This is a genomic window from Candidatus Enterococcus willemsii, from assembly GCF_009933335.1.
GTDB lineage: Bacteria > Bacillota > Bacilli > Lactobacillales > Enterococcaceae > Enterococcus_F > Enterococcus_F willemsii.
Window position 1 is genome coordinate 73430 of record NZ_MAEL01000052.1, and the last position, 22150, is coordinate 95579.

Here is a 22150-nt window from a genome sequence, read left to right on the forward strand (position 1 = left end):
GTGATAATTCTATTATAGAACAATTGACAAAAAAGAAGGAATCACTAGCTTTTTTCACTTTGAATGAACACAAAAATTTTTATAAACATAATAATTATAAAACAAAAAAAGAAGCCGCGAGAATCGTTTTCGAAATGCTTTCGCACCAACAATTCTCCGGCTTCGTGGGTTTGGCACCCATGGGGGCATAGGGACTCGAACCCTAGACCCAATGATTAAGAGTCATTTGCTCTACCAACTGAGCTATACCCCCAAATTCTCTTGTACCTGTTAAATAGTACTTAATTATCCTACCACCACGATATGAAAAAATCAATATATTCCCATTAATTCTTTCTCATAAATGTTTTTATCGTTCAAACGTTTGACGGTAAGCCAATAATTTTTGTCGATGAATCCGATAGCCGCTCGTATCTTTTTCAATGAAGCCCGCTTCTTTCAATTGTTTCATCGTGTAGAGTAAGTGGCGATAGCTGACGCCTAGATATTCGGCAATTTCGGTTTGTTTTTCTTCATAACGGTCACTCACAGCAACTGTCAACAATAAATCAACCAAACGATAGGCTAACGGATAGGTTTGGTTTTCAGTTAGATGCTCCATCCGTAGCAATAATTTCTTGCCGATGTATTGACTAATCGTTTGTAGAAAAGCGATATTGTTCTGCAAACTAGTCGCATGATGAATCGGAATGCCTAAACAGATCGTTTGTCCTCGAGCTACGACATCCTTGGTTTCTGTTTCAGCTTGGACAACCGTTAATTCCCCAATGAAGTCTCCGGCTGATAAAAATTGTAAAATCATTTGTCGACCATTGGCTTGTGTTTTTAGAATTTTGACCTTTCCTTCTATAATATAGAATAAATAATCGAGTGGCCTGCCTTCAATTTGAATCCGTTCATTTTTTTGAAAGGTAAAAATAGACGCATGTGCGAGTAATTCCTCCGTAAAATAATCTGGTAGCTGATTTTTGTCTGTTGATTGATAGTCTTCGTAAGCTATTTTTTTCATTTTTACTCCTAAGTGTGAGATATCTCATCTAAGTTTCGTTTATTTTACCATATAATGACAACAACATGATTCAAGGAGGAAGAAAATGACCCAACGAACAATTAGTCAATCGCTCTTTTTTTATTTCATTAGTGCGCTAGGCATCAGCATGACGATTAAAGCCATGATTGGCGTCAGTAGCTTTAATTCACTCAATACTGCTTTAGCAGATTTGACGCACTTAAAAATTGGTACCATTACCTCAAGCATTAATCTGATTTTTTTACTAATTTGCTGGTTCTTAGATTCGAATCGTAATAAAACGCAATATCTTCTGATGCTCATCTCTCTGGTTTGTTTTGGGGAAGTAATTAATGCCATGTTGTATCTGGTATTTTCACAAATAACGGTCACTTCATATCCGCTACAATTGTTCTTCTTTACTTTGGGAACCCTCATTGGTGGATTTGGAACAGGACAAGTATTACGCTTGAATTTATTAAAGTTTCCAATTGAAAATTTTTGTGTACTGGTTGCTGAGCGGACAAGAAGAAGTTTTTCTTTTTATCGCTATGGGATTGATTTTATCTGTGTTGGCTTGTCGCTCTTTTTTACTTATGCTTTTTCCTTGCCGCTTTATGTTCGTGAAGGAACCTTGATTAGCTTATTTTTACTTTCTGGGGCTATCAGTTGGTCACAAAAATTGGTGTTCTTCCCTAAAAGTGAAAAAATGATGATTGACAATTGATTTTTTCTCATGGTAGTATAATCAACAATAGAACAAAAAAATCTCCGTTGATTAGGAAAGTAAGCTTTGCGTAATGTCAGAGAGACTCTGGTTGGTGTGAAGAGTTCATTATTACAAGTTGAAAATGGCCTTTGAGGAACTTTTGATGATAGGTAATCAAAAGCGAGTTGTCTTTCGTTACCAAGACCTCCGATAAAAAAGTCGGGTTGAGAGGAATTTTTTTCCTAAATTAAAGGTGGTACCGCGTTGATTCGCCCTTTTACTAGTTGCTAGTAGAAGGGCTTTTTTGTTATCTATAATTAAATTGTTGAAAGAAGGAAAAATAATGAGTAAAATGATTCCCTTTACAGTTGATCATGTGGGCAGCTTCTTACGCCCTACAAGTATCAAAGAAGCTCGTCAAAAAGTTCAAGCTGGTACGTTATCGAAAGCCGAATTACGCGACATTGAAAATCAAGAAATCTTACGCTTAATTGCTGCGCAAAAAGAAGTCGGCATTAAAGGCATTACCGATGGCGAATTTCGCCGTGGCTTTTGGCATATCGATTTTTTAGAAAACTTAATTGGTGTTGAAGGCTATGTTCCTGATACAGGGTATAATCAAACCTTTAAAGGAGATGCTGCGCCGGCTTACAATATTCGCGTGATTGACCGAATTTCCTTCAACCCTGCACATCCATTCTTAGAAGATTTTGTCTTCTTAAAAGAAGCGGTTGGTTCTGAAGGTGATGCTATCGCCAAAGCAACCATTCCAAGTCCGACCATGATTCTCCGACAAGAATTATTAGCAAATGATGGCTCATCTAAAATTACCACCATCTATCCAAATCTTGCAGATTTCTACCAAGATTTAGCAACAACTTATCAAGATACGATTGCTGCTTTTTATGAAAAAGGTTGCCGTTACTTACAATTTGACGATACTAACTGGGCCTTTTTAGCTGATGCGACAAAACGTGAATCACTCCTTGAAAAAGGAATTAATCCAGATGAAATTGCCACGATTTGCACGGATATCATCAATCAAGCCTTAAAAAATAAACCCGCAGATTTAGTGATTACCACTCATATTTGTCGTGGAAATCATGCCTCTTCTTGGCTGTTTTCTGGTGGGTATGAACCGATTGCGAAACAATTATTTGCAACAAACTACGATGGTTTCTTTTTAGAGTATGATTCTGATCGTGCAGGCGACTTTGCTCCTTTACGCTACTGGTCAAATCTCGATAGCAAAGTTGTCTTGGGATTGGTAACGTCTAAATTTGCAGAGCTTGAAAATCCCGAAGCTATTAAAGCACGAATTCAAGAAGCCACTCAATATGTCCCATTAGAAAATTTAAGTATCAGTCCTCAATGTGGCTTTGCTTCCACAGAAACTGGCAATAAACTAACAGAAGCTGAACAATGGGCAAAAATTTCATTGCTACAAGATATTGCCCAAGATGTTTGGAAGTAAATTTTAATAACATTTCAATTGACAGAAGACGGAAAAAATGCTTTTTCAGCTTCTGTCTTTTTATGAAAAAAATACCACTTGTGAAATTATTCTCTTTTTAAATTTCTTTTTACTTTTTTCTCTTTTTTCGATACAATAGATAAAGGTTGTTACATTTCAAACCCCTCTATTCATCTGGTCTTTCTTCAAAAAGACTTTTAAAAAACCACAACAATTAGTATTTTCTAAATTCACAAACACAATATATAGTATTTTTCCATTGACTTTCCCTATGCTTTTATTATATGATTCTTATAACGAAACAAGGAACGACTCAAGGAGGAACTATATATGAATATCAAACTATTTTCAAAAAACAACTGCATGCAATGCAAAATGGCCAAACGCTTTTTAGCAGATAACAATATCAGTTTTGAAGAAATCAACATTGACAATGAACCAAGCGCAGTGGACTTCTTAAAAGAACAAGGATTCCAAAGTGTCCCAGTCATCACTTCTGATGCAACAACAGTTGTTGGTTTCCGTCCGGATCAACTTCGCCAATTAGCTAGCTAATTTTCGCTCATAATTACAAAACGATACGTTGGATTTGTCCGTCCTTTTTGGGCCAAACAAGTCCTTCTTTTTTTATGACACTAAATCAACAGTTCCAAAAATTTAGAGATAAGGTTGTGTGAATGATATGAGTTTAAAATCATTAAAAGACGTCACGTACTTCAAATTAAATAATGAAATCAATCGCCCTGTAAATGGTCAAATTCCATTACAAAAAGACCAAGAAGCCTTAGCTGCTTTCTTCAAAGAAAATGTGGAGCCAAATACAAAAAGATTTGCTTCTGTTTCTGAAAAAATTGACTATTTAATCGCAAATGATTATTTAGAGGAAGAATTTATTCGTAAGTACACACCAGAATTTCTGGAAAAATTATATACCTATTTAGATGAGCAACATTTTACATTCAAATCATTCATGGCTGCATACAAATTCTACTCACAATATGCATTAAAAACCAATGACGGTACGGCTTATTTAGAAAGCTATGAAGACCGCGTGGCTTTCAATGCGTTGTACTTTGCAGATGGCAATGAGGAGCTTGCTTTATCTTTAGCAGATGAAATGATTCATCAACGTTATCAACCAGCAACCCCTTCTTTCTTAAATGCGGGTCGCAAACGTCGTGGTGAATTAGTTTCATGTTTCTTAGTTCAATTAACAGATGATATGAACTCAATTGGTCGCGGCATCAATTCTGCGCTTCAATTGTCACGTATTGGCGGTGGTGTCGGAATTACACTATCTAATCTGCGTGAAGCAAGTGCTCCAATCAAAGGTTATGAAGGCGCAGCTAGTGGTGTCATGCCTGTTATGAAATTGTTTGAAGATAGTTTCAGTTATTCAAACCAATTAGGTCAACGTCAAGGTGCTGGTGTCGTTTATCTAAACGTCTTCCATCCAGACATTATCAGCTTCTTATCTGCGAAAAAAGAAAATGCGGATGAAAAAATCCGTGTGAAGACACTTTCTTTAGGTGTGCTTGTACCAGATAAATTTTACGAATTAACACGTAAAAATGAAGATATGTACCTATTCAGCCCATACAGTGTTGAAAAAGAATACGGTGTGCCTTTCTCTTATGTTGATATCACGGAAGAATACGACAATTTAGTCGCAAATCCACGTATCCGTAAAACAAAAATTCGCGCTCGTGATTTAGAAAATGAAATTTCTAAATTACAACAAGAATCAGGTTATCCATATATTATCAATATCGATACAGCTAACCGTGAAAACCCAGTCTACGGTAAAATTATTATGAGTAACCTATGTTCAGAAATCTTGCAAGTACAAGAACCTTCTGTAATCAATGGCAAACAAGAATATGAAGTGTTAGGAACAGATATCAGTTGTAACTTAGGTTCAACTAATATCGTCAATTTAATGGATAGTCCTGATTTTGGGAAATCTGTTCGTACGATGACACGTGCCTTAACGTATGTCACAGATGCTTCTGACATTGATGTGGTCCCTCCTATTCAAAATGGAAATCGCCTAAACCATACAATTGGCTTAGGTGCGATGGGCTTACACACATATTTTGCCAAAAATCAAATGGAATATGGTTCACCAGAATCCATTGAATTTACTGATATTTACTTTATGTTACTAAACTACTGGACACTAATGGAAAGTAACGCGATTGCGAAAGAACGTAACGAAGTGTTCCATAACTTTGAAAAATCTGATTATGCAAATGGTCGCTACTTCACTCCTTATATTGAAGCAGATTACCAACCAAAATCAGAGAAAGTAGCAGCTTTATTTGAAGGCATCGAGATTCCAACAGGAGAAGATTGGAAAGCTTTAGCCGAAGCTGTTAAAAAAGATGGATTATATCACCAAAATCGCCTAGCCGTTGCGCCAAATGGTTCGATTTCTTATATCAACGACACAAGTGCGAGCTTGCATCCAATTACTCGTTTGATTGAAGAACGTCAAGAGAAGAAAATTGGGAAAATTTATTACCCTGCTGCTCATTTATCAAACGATACCATTGGTTACTATAAATCAGCTTATGATATGGATATGCGTAAAGTGATTGACATTTATGCGACTGCGCAAAAACATATCGATCAAGGGATGAGTTTAACGTTATTTATGCGTTCTGAAATTCCTGAAGGGTTATATGAATGGAAACAAAATACCAAACAAACAACTCGTGATTTAAATATTCTACGCCATTATGCATTCCATAAAGGCATTAAATCAATTTACTATATTCGTACCTTTACAGACGATGCTGAAGAAATCGGCAGCAATCAATGCGAAAGCTGCGTCATCTAATTCAAACAGAGGAGGCCTTTTTTCATGGCAAATACTTACTATCAAGCAATCAACTGGAATGAGATCGAAGACATTATCGATAAATCCACTTGGGAAAAATTAACCGAGCAATTTTGGTTAGACACGCGTATTCCTCTATCAAACGATTTAGACGATTGGCGTAGTCTTTCTGACCAAGAAAAAGAAATGGTCGGTCATGTATTCGGAGGCTTAACGCTTTTAGATACCATTCAATCTGAAAGTGGCATGGATCAATTAAAAAAAGACGTACGTACCACACATGAGGAAGCTGTCTTAAACAATATTCAGTTTATGGAATCTGTTCATGCAAAAAGTTATTCTTCGATTTTCAGTACGTTGAATACGAAAGCGGAAATCAATGAAATCTTTGAATGGACCAACACCAACGAATATTTACAAAAAAAAGCAGAAACAATCAATGAAATTTATAAAAACGGCACGGCTTTACAGAAAAAAATTGCCAGTGTCTATCTAGAAACATTCTTGTTCTATTCTGGTTTTTACACGCCTCTTTATTATTTAGGAAATAATAAATTACCAAACGTTGCAGAAATCATTAAATTGATTATTCGCGATGAATCGGTGCATGGCACTTATATTGGCTATAAATTCCAATTAGGTTTCAACCAATTACCTGAAGATGAACAACAAGAATTAAAAGATTGGATGTATAATTTACTTTTCGAGTTATACGAAAACGAAGAACATTATACAGAACAACTTTATGATGAAATCGGCTGGACTGAAGAAGTTAAAACCTTCTTACGTTACAATGCCAACAAAGCTTTGATGAATCTAGGACAAGATCCACTATTCCCTGATACAGCCAACGATGTCAATCCAATTGTCATGAATGGTATTTCTACCGGAACAAGTAACCACGACTTCTTCTCACAAGTTGGGAATGGTTACCTACTAGGAAGCGTCGAAGCGATGACTGATGATGATTATTTAATCGGTATGGAGTAATTAAAAACAAAACCCTTGAAGTGAATACTTCAAGGGTTTTTCTTTATCCACATAGAAGTATCTGGTATGCTAAAAGAAAGCGGAAAGGACTGATTTATTATGAAAAAAAATCAATTATCGGTCTTTATTATTATCGGTTTAGTCTTTTGGGTTATTGGTTGGGCACAAAAAAGCTCTAGTTTCTGGATTATTGGTTTTGTCTTTTTGGCCATTGGATTTAGTGGCAAGAAGAAATGAAGTGAATCAAAAAAACTCAACTACAGTAATGCTTGGCTGTAGTTGAGTTTTTTATTATTTTAATTTTCCAATGACTGTCTGAGCATTCGATTTTCCTAATTGAACATTAATTTCTTTTCCTTCAGAATTAGTCCAAATGACCATTGTCGTAACAGGTTTTTCTTGTTCTTTTAAATACTCAAGATCAACGACTGCCAAAGGTGTCGTTAAATCAACAGCATCGCCTTCTGTTACTAAAATATCAAATCCTGCACCTGCTAAATCGACTGTATTAATCCCAATATGAACTAAAATTTCCGCACCAGAATCACTTAACAGACCAATCGCATGCTTGGTAGGAAAAACACTAGTTACCTTACCGACAATTGGTGAAAAAACTTTCCCATTGCTTGGTTCTACTGCAAAGCCATCTCCCATCGCCTTTGAAGCAAATACAGGATCATTCACTTCTGTGATTGCTATGACTTCCCCATCCATTGGACAAGCAATTTCATTGGCTTTCTTTTTAAATAAATTAAACATACGTTCTCTCCTTTATATAGTAGCGATTGTTTCTCGACAGATTTTGGCAGTGTTTCGAGCCAACGCTTCCGATAAACCGACGTAATTTTCTGGTTTTAACATTTCCAGCAATTCGGTTTCAGTAAAAGCTTGGCGAACATCTGGATTGGCTAGTAAGACTTCGCGATAATTTTGATGGGTCAATGCGGCTTCAATTGCTAATTCATAAACCAGTTCATGTGCTTTATCTTTTCCAATACGCTCTGCAAAGAACATCATAATATATTCACTATTGTCCAAACCTTCATTCAAGTTGGCATTTTTCGCTAGTTTTTCACGATTGATTTGAAGGGTGCGTGTTAATTCTTCTGCACGCATTAAAATCTCCGTCATTAATTCGACCGCTTCTGTCAGAATGCCATCAAACAACATATTCGAGGTACTATCTGCTTCAAACGGACGTGCTGAAGAATAATAGCCGACTGACGTCAAACTATACAGTTTTTGAGCGTTGGCAATAATGCCTTTTGATAGTTTAGGATTGATTTTGTGCGGCATTGTACTACTACCAACCGTTCCTTTACTAAATCCTTCAGAAACTTCCCCGAATTCTTCAATCGATGTTTGAAAGACTTCTTCAGCAATCTTATGCAACACATTCGCCAATAAAGCTAAACAGTTCATGTATTCAATTTTAGGCGAATTAATATTTCTTGAAGGAATCATCATCGCAGGCATGCCAAGCAATTCTGCCACTCGATTTTGAACGGCAATCCCGATTTCACCCGTTGAATTGAACGCACCTACCGCTCCCCCCATCATTGTAGTGAAGACACGTTTTTCTACTTCTTGCATCCGTTCCAAAGCCATCAATAGCTCCGAAATCCATGTTGCTGCTTTGTAGCCATAGGTAATAGGAATCGCGTGTTTACCATGGGTGCGTCCTGCCATGACTGTCCCTGCTTCAGTTTCAGCTATATCCGCAAGATTAGCTAAAATATCCGTTAGGAAGGATAGAAATTGCTCATGAATTTTCTTCGTCGTTAAACTTTGTGAGGTTTGCTGAATATTTTGCGTCGTCGCCCCGTAATGAATATATTTGCCACTTTCTTCATCGCAAGCTAATACAAAAACTTTTAAAAATGGGACAAAGCCATGACCGACTTTTTGATAGATTTCATCCATTTTAACAAAATCTAGATTCTCAATTTTTGCACGTTCAGCAATGTGTTGGGCTGCTTCTTTGGGAATAACACCAAGCTCACCTTGCGCTTGTGCTAAAGCAACTTCCACGTCTAACCATGTTTGATACTTCGCTTCACTTGTTAGTAGCTTTTTAATCCCGCGATCATCTAAGGTCTTGCTTTTTGAATCATACAATGCGCCCATGTACTCACCCCTTCTTCATCTCGTCATCTACAGCGTTTCTCACAAATTCAACATATGGGCCAAAGACCACGTGAATATGATTTTCTTGTGGGAAAAATACACCGGAAGTTCCTGAATCTTTGACTGCTTCGACATCAACTTTTGTCTGATCTTTTAAGTCAATTCGTAGACGTGAGACACAGTTATCAACATTTTTGATATTTTCTTTCCCACCTAGTCCTTGAATTACAATTTCTGCAATCTTACCAAATTGTTTTTCAGCAAGTAAGGTGTTGTTTTTTAAGCCTTTCTCACGTCCAAGTGTTTCTAGCTTGAAGCGTACAATCGCAAAGCGGAACACAAAATAGAAGACCACAAAGTTAATCACACCGAGAATAATTAAATTCCACCAATTCGTATTTTCATAAAGTAAACCAAAGATACCGAAGTCAAAAATTGTCCCACGAATATAGCCGATTCCGATATTTAAGAAGTTCAATGGAATCGCCATTATTCCACATAGCACAGCGTAGACAATAAAGAGTTGTGGTGCAATAAATAGGAATGAGAATTCAAGTGGTTCGGTAATGTTTCCTAAAAAGGCCGTTAATACAACAGTCAAAATCGCCCCTTTGGCAATTTTTTTATTATCCAAAAATGCTGTATGGTACATAGCTAAACCAATCGCTGGTACACGGAACAAGGTTGTTAACATTTGGCCACTTGCCAAATATTTAAATAAATCTGGTGCCATTTTCCAAGCAGGATTATCTGGCCCTAAATCAAACAATACTTTATTGGCCGCATTCAAAATACCAATATATTGTTGACCGTCAATCATATAAACACCACCCGCTTCAGTAAAACGAACAATTGAAGCTAAAACATGATGTAAACCAAACGGAATCAATGCACGATGCGCAAACCAATAGACACCCACACCAAATGTATCATTCATAAATATCGGTGAAATGAAAATCAAAAATTTTGTAAATAAGCCCCAAACAACGGGAATACCAAAACCAATTGGAATCATGAAGAAAAATGTCGCCATAGGTACAAATTTCTTTCCACCAAAGAAGGCAAATGCTAATGGTAACTGTGTTTTATAGAATTTATCGGTACAATACGCAGCAAGTAACCCGGAAATAATCCCGCCAGCTGCATCAAGTTTTAAGGTTTGAATCCCTAGAACTACACCTTGACCAACTTCCGACATGGTTTCTGCATCTGCTAATGCCCCTGTTAAAGTTAAATATACGTTTACAACAACTAATAATGTCACATACCCTAAAACAGATGAGAAAACGGCAATACCTTTGTCAATTTTTGCCATACCATAGGCAACCCCCATCGCAAAAAGCAACGGAATGTTATCAAAAACAATCCCTGTAATTGTCTTTAAACTATTTAATATAGCTTGTACTGTGGGATTTCCTAGCCAAGCAACTTGTTCAATCATATAGCTTTGAGTCAGAGCACCAGTCAATCCCATGACCATCCCAATCGGTGCCATTACACCAATCGGTAACAGTAAAGAACGACCGAATTTCTGAATCCCTTTCTTCATCGCTTCTTTATTCATTTTTTGTTTCCTCCTTAAATGTTATAGACTCATCATAAATTGCAATCGTTTTCTCTACAAGGTTCTATTCTGTGCAACCAGCGTTTCAAGAAGTAACCATGACTATTTGCTTGAACATGTTATACTAAAAGAAACTAACTCACATCCAAGGAGTATTTTTTATGAAAAATGTTTTTGTCAGTGATATGGACGGCACTTTTTTAAGAGATGATAAAACGTATGACACTGATTTTTTTGCACAGTTGCACGAGCAAATCAACCATGCTGAAGACCAGTTCATCGTCGCTACAGGTAATAATTTTGCACGCGTGAAAGACATCTTCCCAACTCATTCGATTTCGGCAATTGCTGAAAATGGCGCTGCACTTTATATCGATGACCAATTAATTCATGCAACATCGATTGCAAACGAAAAAGTTACGAGCTTTCTCACAGCTTTAGAGCAACTAGCTTTGCCGATTCGATTACTCATTTTATCCAGTACCACCCGTTCTTATACTACTGATAACTATCAACCACATATGACTGAAAAGACCTTATTTTTCTATAAAAATCTGCAATTTATTCCAACTTTTAAGGCTATTAAAGAACCGATTATTAAAATCAGTCTCAAAGTTGAACCAGAATTGCTTGCAGAAACGACTGTCAAATTACAAGAAGCATTTGGTTCTTGGCTCACTATTTTACCTAGTGGTTTTCAAGCCATTGATATCCTGGCACATGCTTGTGACAAAGGCACTGGATTGAAGAAATTACTGGCACATAGTAAGATGCAACCACAACAGATTGTTGCATTTGGTAATGAACGAAATGATCTTCCTTTGTTTCACGCTTCTGATCAACGTTTGGCTGTTGCCAATGCATGTGAATTATTAAAAGAACAGGCGGATAAAATTATTCCATCCAATCAAGAACAAGGCGTTCTGACAGAAATTGCAACATTCTATCATACAAATGATAATCACTAATCACTTTTTCGTTCGGAGTTGAAACTATGACGATTCATTCTTTTTCACTATATTTATCCAATCGTATCCAAGAAGCTCAGCAGATTACTATTGCGAAGCTAGCAGATAAAACAGGACGTTCTCCTGCGACAATTCGTCGAACCATTCATCAATTAAATGATTATTTAACACCCGAAAAACAATTTATCGTGACCGAATCTAAAATTATTAACCAACTAACTTACACTGAATATATTCAATTTATTCAAAGCTTAACTATTTTTGATTATGCCACGAGCTGGAAAGAACGTCTGGCTTTTTTGTTCTGCCTGTCGATGGTCAATGGTCACGTGAATTTTTCTAAACAGTATGAGGAACTAGGTATCAGTCAATCTACTAAGAAAAAAGATCGTCCGCAGTTTATCCAGGAATTAGCTCAACACGCTCTGACTATTCAATCATTCCGTGGCAAAGGTATTGCTATTTTAGGCGATGAACAAACGCTACGAATCCAAGCAACCCGGATGATTAGCCCTCTGATTGAATTAAATGAGCAAAACCAAATTATCCCCCGGCAAGCAAATAATCCGATTCAGCAATTAACCTATCAGTTGATTCAACCACTTTTTCAACACGCAGAAAAAGCCGATCGATTGCAAGAATTTTTCGCTAGTGAGAAATTATCCTTTAACTACCAATCCACCAAATTTATTTATGTGTATCATTTTTTAAGTTTGCATCGAACCAAACAAGGTTTTACGATTCAACAAGAACCTGATTTTCCAGTGGTTGTTCCAGAATACACTTTTTACCATCAAACAAAAGAAGATCGTGTGTTTAGTCACCTCTTAGCTAGCCTAGATAATAATGGACGACCAATCTATTCTTATGATCCAACTATTCAGAGCTTGAGTAATGCATGTATCACTTATGTAGAAGAACGTATTTTGACCACGTTCTACACGAAAAAAGAGCTGCAACAAGAGCTCGAACAATACCTATATAAATGTGTGCTTCGAAAAAACTTCCATTACGACTTTTATGATAATAAACTAGACGATGTTGAAAAAGAATTTTCATTTCTTTACCAATTAGTAGAATATTATTGCTTAAATAATATTCATGAAACGATTGCCTTGAATAAGCACCAAATTAGTACAATCACGTTGCTTTTCCGTGAACATGTATTGAAAAATAAAATTGCTGGCAGAAACTTAAAGAAAGTTGTGATTATAACCAATTCAGCGAAAGAAAAAAGCGACTTTTTCTCACAACAGCTTTTATACCATTTCGATACCCAAATTGTTGCTATTTTGAATATTGACGAAATCTACAAATTAAAATTATTGAAATTTGATAATCTTATGACATTCTCCAATCGTATTTCAACGATTCTCCTAGAAAATGGCTTTCCAAATATTAAAGTCAATTATTATTTCCATGCCACAGATTTAGAATACCTAACCAAATTAGGTTTCTCTAGTAATTCACATCGGAAATTACTGGCGCAAGATTTTGTTCAAACAATTGAGACGATTCCTAAAAATGACTTGGCAGATTATCTGAAACAAACATTCCCTAATTTTTTTATTTAAAAAGTCTATCTGAACACAGAAGTTGTGTTCAGATAGACTTTCTTATTCTTCCCATTTTTTAGGCGACCACAATTCTCCGTCGAGACGACCTTGTAGTTGCTCTTTGCGTTTTTGTTGTTCCACTAATAGTTGCTGTAAGCCTAAAAACAAAGCTCTATGCTGATATTCGCGACTATTTTTAGCTAGCTGTTCTAACTGTTCTTTTAACCAGTCTAATTCTGTTTCCATCAGATCACTTCCCCATCGATATACATCTGTATTTCATCCAATTCCATGCGATGATCCTCAATGACTTCTTCCATTTGATCAATCACTAATAACGTATGGTCTGAATCGACTTCTATTTTCAATTTCGCTAATTGCTGCAAATACCATTTTTCTTTTTCACGTAAAGAATCGTAGTTTTGCATCGTTACATATTGTTGGTAAGAAAGCAATAATGTCATCTTCTCATGTTCTGTCATGTATTGAAATTGAAAAATCGGAAATGGTTTTAAAAAGGTCATTTGCAGTTTATTTGCCAACGCTTGATAAGGTGTGGTTAATGTACTAATCGAAAATCCTTCCGTACCACCAACTTGGTATTCTTTTTCTCCCACACCAATTACTAATACAAGACCTAATTCCTTGCCTTGTAAGGAACGGCCACGAGCACCGTATGCAAAATTTTCCGCTAGCACTTCGTCTTGCCAATGCTTCAACATCGCAGGCGATGAATACCAATAAAAAGGAAATTGAAAAATAATACGATTATGCTCTCTTAATAATTGTTGTTCTCTTTGTATATCAATTTTTCCATCTGGATAAACTGCTTCTAAATGATGCACAGTGATGTCTACTGATTGTGGTAACGATTCTTGTAAGAAACGTTGACTACTCGAATCTTGAATATCTGGATGTGAAATAATAATGAGTGTCTTCATAAAGTACCTCCTGCAACTTGCTATGTATAGAGTAAAACATATTTGTTTATTTGGGAAGTGAGAGGGATTGACAAGTATTCTACTATGCTATAATCAATTAAGAACTACACGGAGGTGCTTACAATGAAACTAGTTTTTCTACATGGATTGGGGCAAACCGCTACTTCTTGGGACGCTGTGCAGCAGCGACTTTCTATGGATTCAGAAAATATTGTCGCTTTAGAACTGTTCGATTCCTTTTCGGCTAATGATACAATCACTTTGAATATGCTTGATGATGTCGTCTCTGCTAAAATCGCCAACATCCAAGAACCATTTGTCCTTTGCGGATTGTCTTTAGGGGCAATTTTGACGTTAAAACAAGCAACTCGAACAACCCCTTTTTTGAAAGGAATCATTGTATCTGCGGCTCAATTTGAAACACCCAATCGAGTATTGTTGGCCTTTCAAAATACTATTTTTCGGTTACTTCCTAACACATCCTTTCTACAATTTGGCTTATCGAAAAAACAAACACTACAACTCATGGGTTCATTGTCTACCCTCAATATGCGAGAGGAAATAACTAAAATCGCTTTACCTACTTTAATTCTCTGTGGTGAAAAAGACCATCCGAATCTTCCTGCTGCCAAAAAATTACGTTCGATTATACCGCATAGTACATTACAGATAATTGCTGATGGCAAACACGAACTAAATATCGAACAACCAATCCCATTTGCTATTCTTATTGACTCATTTTTAAAATCATTGGCATAGAATCCTCCACCTGAACAACCTTGTTTAGGTAGGAGGATTCTATGTTATTTCAGTTCTCCGATTGATTACCCAATATATTAAAAAACCGATACGTTATCCACACAATAAGAATCACACAACTATTATTAATCATGTACGTGATATCTGCACCTAGATGGTTAGCAATCACACCCGTATAACTAATTCCAAACGGAATAGATAGATTGGCCGCGAATGAGAAAAATGCAAAAAAGCGACCTTGAAATTGTAGTGGTACATTGGCTTGGAAATACGAAGTTAACGGCACATTGATTAAAATGGTAAAAAATCCTAACAAGATTTGCATGAATAAAAAGACACTAAAATAAACATACATAGAAAATCCTGACAATAACAACGACAAACCGCCAATCGCTATCATGATTAAACTATTGATAATAAACAGTTTGTTTAGATTTTTTTGAAAATCAAATTGGCAATTACGAGCAATAAAAAAGCCTGCCAAAATGACACCAATAATATGAAAAGTTGACGAAAAACCAAAGAGCTCTTGCGGAAGTTGGTACTTAGTAATCAAAATTCCTGGATTAATAATCTCTTCAGTCGATGCTACAAAAAAATTAAGGGTCATCGCTAAAATAAAAAATGCGAAGATTGTCTTCTGTGATTTTACAAATAAGAATCCTTCATGCATCTCTTTAAAGACAGTTGTCGAAGATTTTTCTTGCATGGTTTTTGGTGGTTGATAGTGTAGCGAATAAATTCCTATCAGTGCTACAGCGTACAGTATCAAGATAATTACCAAGACTACATTGATATGCCATAACCCATACAGGAAGGTTCCCAACATTGGCGCAATAAATAAAGCACCATTATCAATCATACTTTTCGTTCCGTTCCATTTTTCCAATTGATTCCGAGGAACATTTTCTGTGAACAGCACACGTGTAGCAATATCGCTGACTGAATTGGAAATACTCATCATCATGCCTAACAAAGCCAAGAGTGCAATCCAAATATTCCCCATCGAAAAGAAGATGAATTGTATGAAAAAAATAGTAAACGTCAAGAGATTGCAAAAGAACAAAATCTTCTTCCGACTAAAACGCTCCACCAACACCCCTAAAAAAGGCAGCAAAAGAATGCCTGGTAATTTAATGACCGAGTAGAACATGCCAACATTTGTCAAAGAGCCTGTTAATTCTAATACTAATAAGGGCAGTACAATCTCATACATACTTGTACCAAACTGAGAAAAACCACGTAGAGTCAATAACCGATAGATATTTGTTTTGCTTATAGTTTCCAATACTTCTCACCATTATTTGTCCGTGCTAAAAATCCATACTCAATCAAATAGCGACGTAAGGTAACAAAATCCTCGTACACTCTTTTTATGGTCTCATTTACTTCTTTTTCCGTATAGGTTTTTTCAGGATTGAATAAGCTTGCTAAGTATTGGAGCAAAACAATTTTACTTTTGGCTTTTCTCGGAATTGAAATGATTCGACCATCTTCTGATAAAAATGTCTTCAAAACTTTTTGCTTCTCTTTTTCTTTGATATCAAATCGTTCATCATATGTTTGAATACTACTTTCTTCACTTTGCATTTTTTTATTCTTCCTTTCTAAAATATTCATCGCAGCAATAAAGAATTCTGCCTGCTTCTTCTTTTCTTTGAGTTTAAAACGGTGGTTTCGAAGGGTAGATGTAGCAATGTTTAGATGCTCCGCAATTTCTTGATCGCTTAAATCCAAACTCAATAACCCCAAGATATTTTTCTGCGTATCAGAAATCCCCGTTGTTTCAGAAGGCAAGGACAAAATAGCTTTCAACACGCCTTCATGCGCATGTTCGACATGTTGTTGCAACGCATATTTGGCGGTCACTAATTTATGGTCATATGAAAAAATTTCTTCTTTGTTAAATGCTTTCCCACAGAAAAAACAAATTAATTCGTCTTCTGTTTCAATGAATCCTTTTTCTAACTGTTTATTCTCCATCTTATTCACCTCTTCGTTATGTATAGTTTCATATTAACACAAACTTTTATTTTGTCTATATATAAATAAACATAATCTATTTACGTTTACCAATATCATTTTTAAAAACAAAAAAAGAGCTCTTCCCTCACAGGAAAAGCTCTTATAAATATTGCTATGACAACATTTTGTAAGTCTAAAATTATTCCGCAGCGTTTGCGTCTTTGAGACCGTATTGGATGTTTCAATGATTCCTAGTGAAACCTAGTTAAAATTATCGGATTTTTGAGATTTACAAGAACTTCTGATGTATTTTTGTACTACTTAAAAGAGAGGGTCAAAAGGATGGTCAAGGACAAAAAAAAGAAAACATCCTATGCTCAGGATACTCTCTAAAAACTGATAAATCAGCGCTTTTCTTATTCTGCAGCGTTTGTGTCTTTGAGACCATACTCAATATTGATATGATTTCTGGTAGTCTTTAATCGAACTTTATTTCTTTGTTCGTTCACTAACACACTCTGATGCGTCCCCTTTCATACGACTAAGGAAGGTCAAAAGGATGGTCATTTTTATGACTAAAAAACTTCGCCAGTATATTAAGGAATATTGTTTTATCAGTATGTTTAATAAGTGAATGGTACTTCCAAAAATCAAAAGGTTTTAGACACTTCCAAAGTTGAGGTGTCTTTTTTGAATAAACATAGGAATTCTGTTAAATACGAAAAAGAACTAACCCTCATAAAAGAAAAATTCAAAAAATAAGTTAATTAGAATTACATCTTTTGATACTACAATAAAAATCATTCTTCTAAAAAATATTATTTAATTATTGCGTATATTTGTATTGACTAGAAAAACATGGTTCGCTATAATTGGGTTGTTCAAAATATTTTAAACAAGGAGGAGGGTACTTTGATTATTGATAAAGAAATAGTTCTATCAGCCATGAAACAAAAGAATATAAAAACCCAAACAGAACTAGCGGAACGACTACAAATGAGTAAAAGTCAATTGTCTCAAATGTTATCCGAAGGTTTTTCTCCTTTAAAAACTAATGTTGTCAAACTCACTAATGAGTTAGGACTATCCTATGCAGAAATACTTAAAGAAGAATTGAGTGATACAATGACTACAACTATAGTAAAAAAACATGCAACTAATAATAAACAGCTAGAATTATTTAACGATGATTCATTAGACAGATTTAAATACAAGCTAGATGAGTTTATTGATATTCAAAATACTACTCCAAAACGCGATTACACGCTTGTAGAAACATTTGCTGGTGCAGGAGGTCTATCCTTAGGTTTGGAAAAAGCTGGATTCAATTCTGTTGCAGATATTGAAATAGACTCTACAGCATGTAGTACTTTAAAATTAAATCGCCCTAATTGGAATGTGATTGAAGGAGATATTAATACTATTGCTCAAAATGGTATCTTTAATCATGATCAGTTTACTTTTAGAGGAGAACTAGACGTATTGTCTGGCGGTTATCCTTGTCAAAGTTTTAGTTATGCTGGCTTACGTCAAGGACTGAATGATACTAGAGGTACTCTATTTCATCCTTATTCACAATTATTAGTACAACTGCAACCTAAAATGTTTATAGCAGAAAATGTAAAAGGTCTTTTGAATCATGATAATGGCCGTACATTAGAAACTATGATAGAAATTTTCGAGGATTCAGGTTACCAAGTATTTTGGAATATACTGAATGCTTGGAATTATGGAGTTGCACAAAAAAGAGAGCGGATTGTCATTATTGGCATTAGAAACGACCTTTTTGAACAACAACAATATTCTTTTAAATTTCCTAAAGAATATACCTATCAACCTGTTCTAAGGGATGTATTAAAAGATGTTCCGAAAAGTGAAGGTGCTTCTTATCCAGCGTCTAAAATAGAAGTCCTTAACTTAGTCCCTCCTGGAGGATGTTGGGTTAACTTGCCTGAAAATGTTGCTAAAAGTTACATGGGTGCATCCTATCATTCTGGTGGTGGTCGAAGAGGAATGGCTAGACGCTTATCTTGGAATGAGCCTTCTCTAACGTTAACTACATCACCCGCGCAGAAACAAACAGAACGTTGCCATCCTGATGAAACTCGTCCATTTACTGTTCGAGAATATGCAAGAATACAAAGTTTCCCAGATGATTGGGAGTTTGCTGGAAGCACAAACAATCAATATAAACAAATTGGAAATGCTGTCCCGGTAAATCTTGCGGAAGCTATTGGAAAATCTGTAGTAAATTATCTGAATCAATTTTAAAATATCAAAAACTAGTACACTAAAAAGGTACTAGTTTTTTTAACTACTCTTCAATTCCTTCAATATTTTTTAGTTGTTCAGCCAAAGCTTTGATTGTTTCGTCAAGAAGCTCAGTACTATCAAATTCATTAGCTATATCTCCAATACCATCAGTTAGCTTTTGATAAAAATCTTCATCTCCTGTTAAATGATACCAAAAATCTTTTCCAGCTAAGACTGTATAGTCCTCTGCTAACGTTCTATAAAACGCACTTAATTCGCTGTCTTCGCCATAAAAAACACCTACGACACAATCCATATTTGCAATAGGAATATTATTAGTACGAGCTAAATTAATCGCTGATTTAAAATGATTTTGAATTGTAGTCACATCATCATAATTAATTGTTTGAGGGCCAGCTTTAATTTGACAGTATTTTTTTCTTCCATCTATTTTATCAATAAATTCTATGTCCATTCCAGTCGTAGTAGAGCCATATCCTTCCAGAGTTTTATTGATAAATTTTTGAAGGTTGGAACCGAATGAAGTATTAATTGAAGTACCTAAAACTCTTGGATATATTAATGCCTTCGAAACACTTTCAGGATCATCGTTCCCTGTTAAATAATTTGCTAAATACTTGTTCAGAAATGGATTCACGTTAAAGTTGTTTATGTTTTTTAACTTTTCTGTATTTTTAATATGATTCTTAGCAATTACTTCTCTAAAAAAGTCTTTCGCCTTTTCAATGATTTCATCATTGTTTTGTGCTTTTTCAGTCATTTTCTTCACCTCGTTATTTTCTTATAATTTGAGTATACCCTTTTGGTTATTTCATGTATAGGTTTCCATGTGCATAAATATAGTAAAACACTCTTTCATTCTTGTCAGTTATACATTCTAATAAATGATTAACTATCTTTTTGAATCTCTTTTATTCACTTGCTTCATCCAGTTAAAAATTATTTTTTATATACTTATATTCCTTCATAGCATTTGAGAGGGTATAATTAAATTTAAAATTAGGTATATCGGAGATAACTAGATGACGAAATTTATAGATAAAATTAATGAACTAGAAAGAATAGAAATTACCAAGTATTATACAGAATTTAGAGATGGTTTTAAAGAAATCCATGATTGGGCAAAATCGGAAGGATTTTTAAATGAAGCAAAATTAGCAAAATATGAAATTGATATTTGTTCACTTATCGAAAAAAAACCAATTCTTTCGAATAATAAAAGCGACACTAGATTTGTCCCCGAATACAGTATTACAGGCATTGGAAATGTTCCTGAAATTACAGCTTTCACTGATGAACAATTTTTATATTATGAAAGAAGAATGATTGAAACTGATAATATTTTTTTAAAAGTAAGATATTCAGATTTTCTTTTTGAGTATGGGAGTGAAAAAGTAACGAGAAAAAAATATCAAATTTCACAATTTTTACTTGCATCACTTGTAGAAAGTTGTAGAAAATATCAGACTGTACATGAGGATAGTAATTTTATTTTATCTATATCAAGATTAGTTGAGGTTTCGCTTTCTATGAATAATAAAAAATACCTGCAACAAGCTATTCAACTAATACATTCACAATTAATTGAATCGAGGGATATAGATAATTCGATATGGGCTTGTAATCTTTCTCAATTAGTAAGAATCATTTTAGATTCTAAATTTAAAGGTTACATTTCAGAAGAACTTTACACCTGTACATTAACAATATTGACAAATCTTAAAAACAAATGTTTTGAAAATCATGAGTATCATTTTTATAGATTATTTATTGAGGAATCTATAGCTCTTGGAAAGTTTGAGGCATACAATACAGAACAAATACAAAACCTCCGTCTGGATATTGGAAAAAGCTATGAATTAGAGGCTGAGTATCAAGGCGGGAGACAACAAAAAAGCTCATTAACAAAAGCTTTTAACTTAGAACAAGCACTTGAATACTATAAGAATATGGGAGAAACAGAAAAAATTAATGACTTAAAAGTTTTAATAAAGCAAACTTATGAAACATATCAACAAAGTGATGAAATGGCAACAATAAAAATTCCTTTTACAATTCCTACAGACTATATCGATAATTGTATTTCACCTTATATTATTTCTAACATTCATGAATCTCTTGATAAGCTTGCAAAAAGTGACGAATTTATTCCAAATGTCAGTATAATTAAGCAGCAACAATCACTTCAAGAAGCAGATAATAATTTTTTTAATCTTGTCTCAAAAAGTATAATTCATGGTGGAAACAAAATCGTAAACGCAGAAACTAAAGAAGAGTCAAAAAAGTTCATTTTCATTACTAGTTATGTACAAGAATTGACACTAAATTTAGAGATTTTTTTAAAGGCTATTTTTGAAAAATTGATAGAAGAACATAGCCTTTCTGCCGATCATCTTATGGAAAAATTTGATTCATGGAAAATGCTTGATGAGAGAAACTACCCTCTTGTAAAAGCAGGAATTGAAAATTTTTTTAAAGAAGACTATGTTAGCTCTATTCATATTTTAGTTCCTCAATTTGAATCTACATTTAGACGGTTTCTTGCTAAATTGGGATTCGCAACTACATCACTCAAAAAAGATATGGTTCAGTATGAAATAACATTTAACGAATTTTTAGTTAAAGATTACATTAAAACTTTTCTAGGAGAGGATATTCATACTTTAATTCAAATAATTATGGTTGAACCAATGGGTCTTAATCTACGAAATGAAATTGCACATGGTCTAATTAAACAATCTGACATTACGAAATCAAAATGTATCTTAGTTATTTATCTATTTTTAATTTTAACAAGATACGATGATAATAAAGTTTAATCTTTTTTTATTTCACCCTTATAATCAAATAGAAATCACAACATTTTTTTGGACACTTCATTTTGGGGTGTCTTTTTTATTTACAATGTGATGATAAGAATAACATATCTTACTTTATTAAGCCTCTTTGACGGTATCGGTGTCTTCCCTCTT

Annotated in this window: 20 protein-coding genes, 1 tRNA gene and 1 other annotated feature; of the genes, 11 read left to right on the forward strand and 10 right to left on the reverse strand. The window is 34.8% G+C overall.

The genetic code is table 11. The features are described 5' to 3' along the window. Positions 1-180: 180 nt before the first annotated feature. A tRNA-Lys gene (locus BAU17_RS10835) sits at positions 181-253 on the reverse strand. A 96-nt stretch (positions 254-349) separates the two neighbouring features. Beyond that, positions 350-1009, reverse strand: coding sequence for a transcriptional regulator YeiL (gene yeiL, locus BAU17_RS10840; protein WP_161902841.1), 660 nt, complete (start codon positions 1007-1009; stop codon positions 350-352). 85 nt (positions 1010-1094) lie between these two features. On the opposite strand from yeiL, the gene BAU17_RS10845 reads away from it, so the two are divergent. The 6 genes from BAU17_RS10845 (at position 1095) to BAU17_RS10870 (ending at position 7261) form a co-directional block, all read left to right on the forward strand. Further along, positions 1095-1736: a YczE/YyaS/YitT family protein gene (locus tag BAU17_RS10845; RefSeq protein ID WP_161902842.1), complete on the forward strand. Its 642-nt coding sequence runs from the start codon at positions 1095-1097 to the stop codon at positions 1734-1736. A 38-nt stretch (positions 1737-1774) separates the two neighbouring features. Further along, positions 1775-1998 (forward strand) — a binding site (T-box leader). Between the two features lie 63 nt (positions 1999-2061). Then, positions 2062-3192 carry a 5-methyltetrahydropteroyltriglutamate--homocysteine S-methyltransferase gene (locus BAU17_RS10850; RefSeq protein WP_161902843.1) on the forward strand — a complete coding sequence of 377 codons (1131 nt, stop codon included), beginning with the start codon at positions 2062-2064 and terminating at the stop codon, positions 3190-3192. Between the two features lie 330 nt (positions 3193-3522). Beyond that, positions 3523-3747, forward strand: coding sequence for a glutaredoxin-like protein NrdH (nrdH, locus tag BAU17_RS10855; protein ID WP_161902844.1), 225 nt, complete (start codon positions 3523-3525; stop codon positions 3745-3747). A gap of 127 nt (positions 3748-3874) precedes the next feature. Continuing rightward, positions 3875-6034, forward strand: a complete 2160-nt coding sequence (gene nrdE / locus BAU17_RS10860) for a class 1b ribonucleoside-diphosphate reductase subunit alpha (protein WP_161902845.1) — start codon at positions 3875-3877, stop codon at positions 6032-6034. A gap of 24 nt (positions 6035-6058) precedes the next feature. Next, positions 6059-7024 carry a class 1b ribonucleoside-diphosphate reductase subunit beta gene (nrdF, locus tag BAU17_RS10865; protein ID WP_161902846.1) on the forward strand — a complete coding sequence of 322 codons (966 nt, stop codon included), beginning with the start codon at positions 6059-6061 and terminating at the stop codon, positions 7022-7024. 99 nt (positions 7025-7123) lie between these two features. Beyond that, positions 7124-7261 (forward strand): hypothetical protein, encoded by a 138-nt coding sequence (locus tag BAU17_RS10870; protein ID WP_161902847.1) that lies wholly within the window; start codon positions 7124-7126, stop codon positions 7259-7261. A 54-nt stretch (positions 7262-7315) separates the two neighbouring features. Here BAU17_RS10870 and BAU17_RS10875 read toward each other — a convergent pair whose 3' ends face one another. Genes BAU17_RS10875 through BAU17_RS10885 form a run of 3 tightly spaced genes read right to left on the reverse strand, consistent with a single transcriptional unit; the run spans position 7316 to position 10715 of the window. Beyond that, entirely contained in the window at positions 7316-7783 is a 468-nt protein-coding gene (locus BAU17_RS10875; RefSeq protein ID WP_161902848.1) for a PTS sugar transporter subunit IIA, read from the reverse strand. 12 nt (positions 7784-7795) lie between these two features. Continuing rightward, positions 7796-9151 (reverse strand): class-II fumarase/aspartase family protein, encoded by a 1356-nt coding sequence (locus tag BAU17_RS10880; protein WP_161902849.1) that lies wholly within the window; start codon positions 9149-9151, stop codon positions 7796-7798. Between the two features lie 4 nt (positions 9152-9155). Further along, positions 9156-10715 carry a PTS transporter subunit EIIC gene (locus BAU17_RS10885; RefSeq protein WP_161902850.1) on the reverse strand — a complete coding sequence of 520 codons (1560 nt, stop codon included), beginning with the start codon at positions 10713-10715 and terminating at the stop codon, positions 9156-9158. A 161-nt stretch (positions 10716-10876) separates the two neighbouring features. On the opposite strand from BAU17_RS10885, the gene BAU17_RS10890 reads away from it, so the two are divergent. Both BAU17_RS10890 and BAU17_RS10895 read left to right on the forward strand, forming a co-directional pair. Continuing rightward, positions 10877-11683 (forward strand): HAD-IIB family hydrolase, encoded by an 807-nt coding sequence (locus BAU17_RS10890; protein ID WP_161902851.1) that lies wholly within the window; start codon positions 10877-10879, stop codon positions 11681-11683. Positions 11684-11709: 26 nt separating this feature from the next. Continuing rightward, entirely contained in the window at positions 11710-13257 is a 1548-nt protein-coding gene (locus tag BAU17_RS10895) for a BglG family transcription antiterminator (RefSeq protein WP_161902852.1), read from the forward strand. A 42-nt stretch (positions 13258-13299) separates the two neighbouring features. Here the strand turns inward: BAU17_RS10895 and BAU17_RS10900 are convergent, their stop codons facing one another. Together BAU17_RS10900 and BAU17_RS10905 are read right to left on the reverse strand one after the other, a co-directional pair. Further along, positions 13300-13485 carry a hypothetical protein gene (locus tag BAU17_RS10900; RefSeq protein WP_161902853.1) on the reverse strand — a complete coding sequence of 62 codons (186 nt, stop codon included), beginning with the start codon at positions 13483-13485 and terminating at the stop codon, positions 13300-13302. Next, positions 13485-14180 carry an NAD(P)H-dependent oxidoreductase gene (locus BAU17_RS10905; protein WP_161902854.1) on the reverse strand — a complete coding sequence of 232 codons (696 nt, stop codon included), beginning with the start codon at positions 14178-14180 and terminating at the stop codon, positions 13485-13487. Before BAU17_RS10905 ends, BAU17_RS10900 begins: the two co-directional genes overlap by 1 nt. 123 nt (positions 14181-14303) lie before the next feature. Here BAU17_RS10905 and BAU17_RS10910 point away from each other — a divergent pair, with 123 nt between their 5' ends. Continuing rightward, a complete protein-coding gene (locus BAU17_RS10910) occupies positions 14304-14939 on the forward strand; it encodes an alpha/beta fold hydrolase (protein WP_161902855.1) in 636 nt (211 codons plus the stop codon). 49 nt (positions 14940-14988) lie between these two features. Here BAU17_RS10910 and BAU17_RS10915 read toward each other — a convergent pair whose 3' ends face one another. Together BAU17_RS10915 and BAU17_RS10920 are read right to left on the reverse strand one after the other, a co-directional pair. Beyond that, complete coding sequence (locus BAU17_RS10915; protein WP_161902856.1) at positions 14989-16227, reverse strand: MFS transporter; 1239 nt, start codon at positions 16225-16227, stop codon at positions 14989-14991. After that, a complete protein-coding gene (locus tag BAU17_RS10920) occupies positions 16215-16922 on the reverse strand; it encodes a DUF2087 domain-containing protein (protein ID WP_161902857.1) in 708 nt (235 codons plus the stop codon). Before BAU17_RS10920 ends, BAU17_RS10915 begins: the two co-directional genes overlap by 13 nt. Before the next feature lie 894 nt (positions 16923-17816). Here BAU17_RS10920 and BAU17_RS10925 point away from each other — a divergent pair. Then, a complete protein-coding gene (locus BAU17_RS10925; protein WP_010783152.1) occupies positions 17817-19175 on the forward strand; it encodes a DNA cytosine methyltransferase in 1359 nt (452 codons plus the stop codon). Between the two features lie 43 nt (positions 19176-19218). Here the strand turns inward: BAU17_RS10925 and BAU17_RS10930 are convergent, their stop codons facing one another. Continuing rightward, a complete protein-coding gene (locus BAU17_RS10930) occupies positions 19219-19938 on the reverse strand; it encodes a PmeII family type II restriction endonuclease (protein ID WP_002405415.1) in 720 nt (239 codons plus the stop codon). 262 nt (positions 19939-20200) lie between these two features. Between BAU17_RS10930 and BAU17_RS10935 the strand changes: the two genes are divergently transcribed. Beyond that, the gene (locus BAU17_RS10935; RefSeq protein ID WP_161902858.1) at positions 20201-21997 is read left to right on the forward strand and encodes a DUF4209 domain-containing protein; all 1797 of its coding nucleotides are present in this window, start codon (positions 20201-20203) and stop codon (positions 21995-21997) included. Positions 21998-22150: the final 153 nt, after the last annotated feature.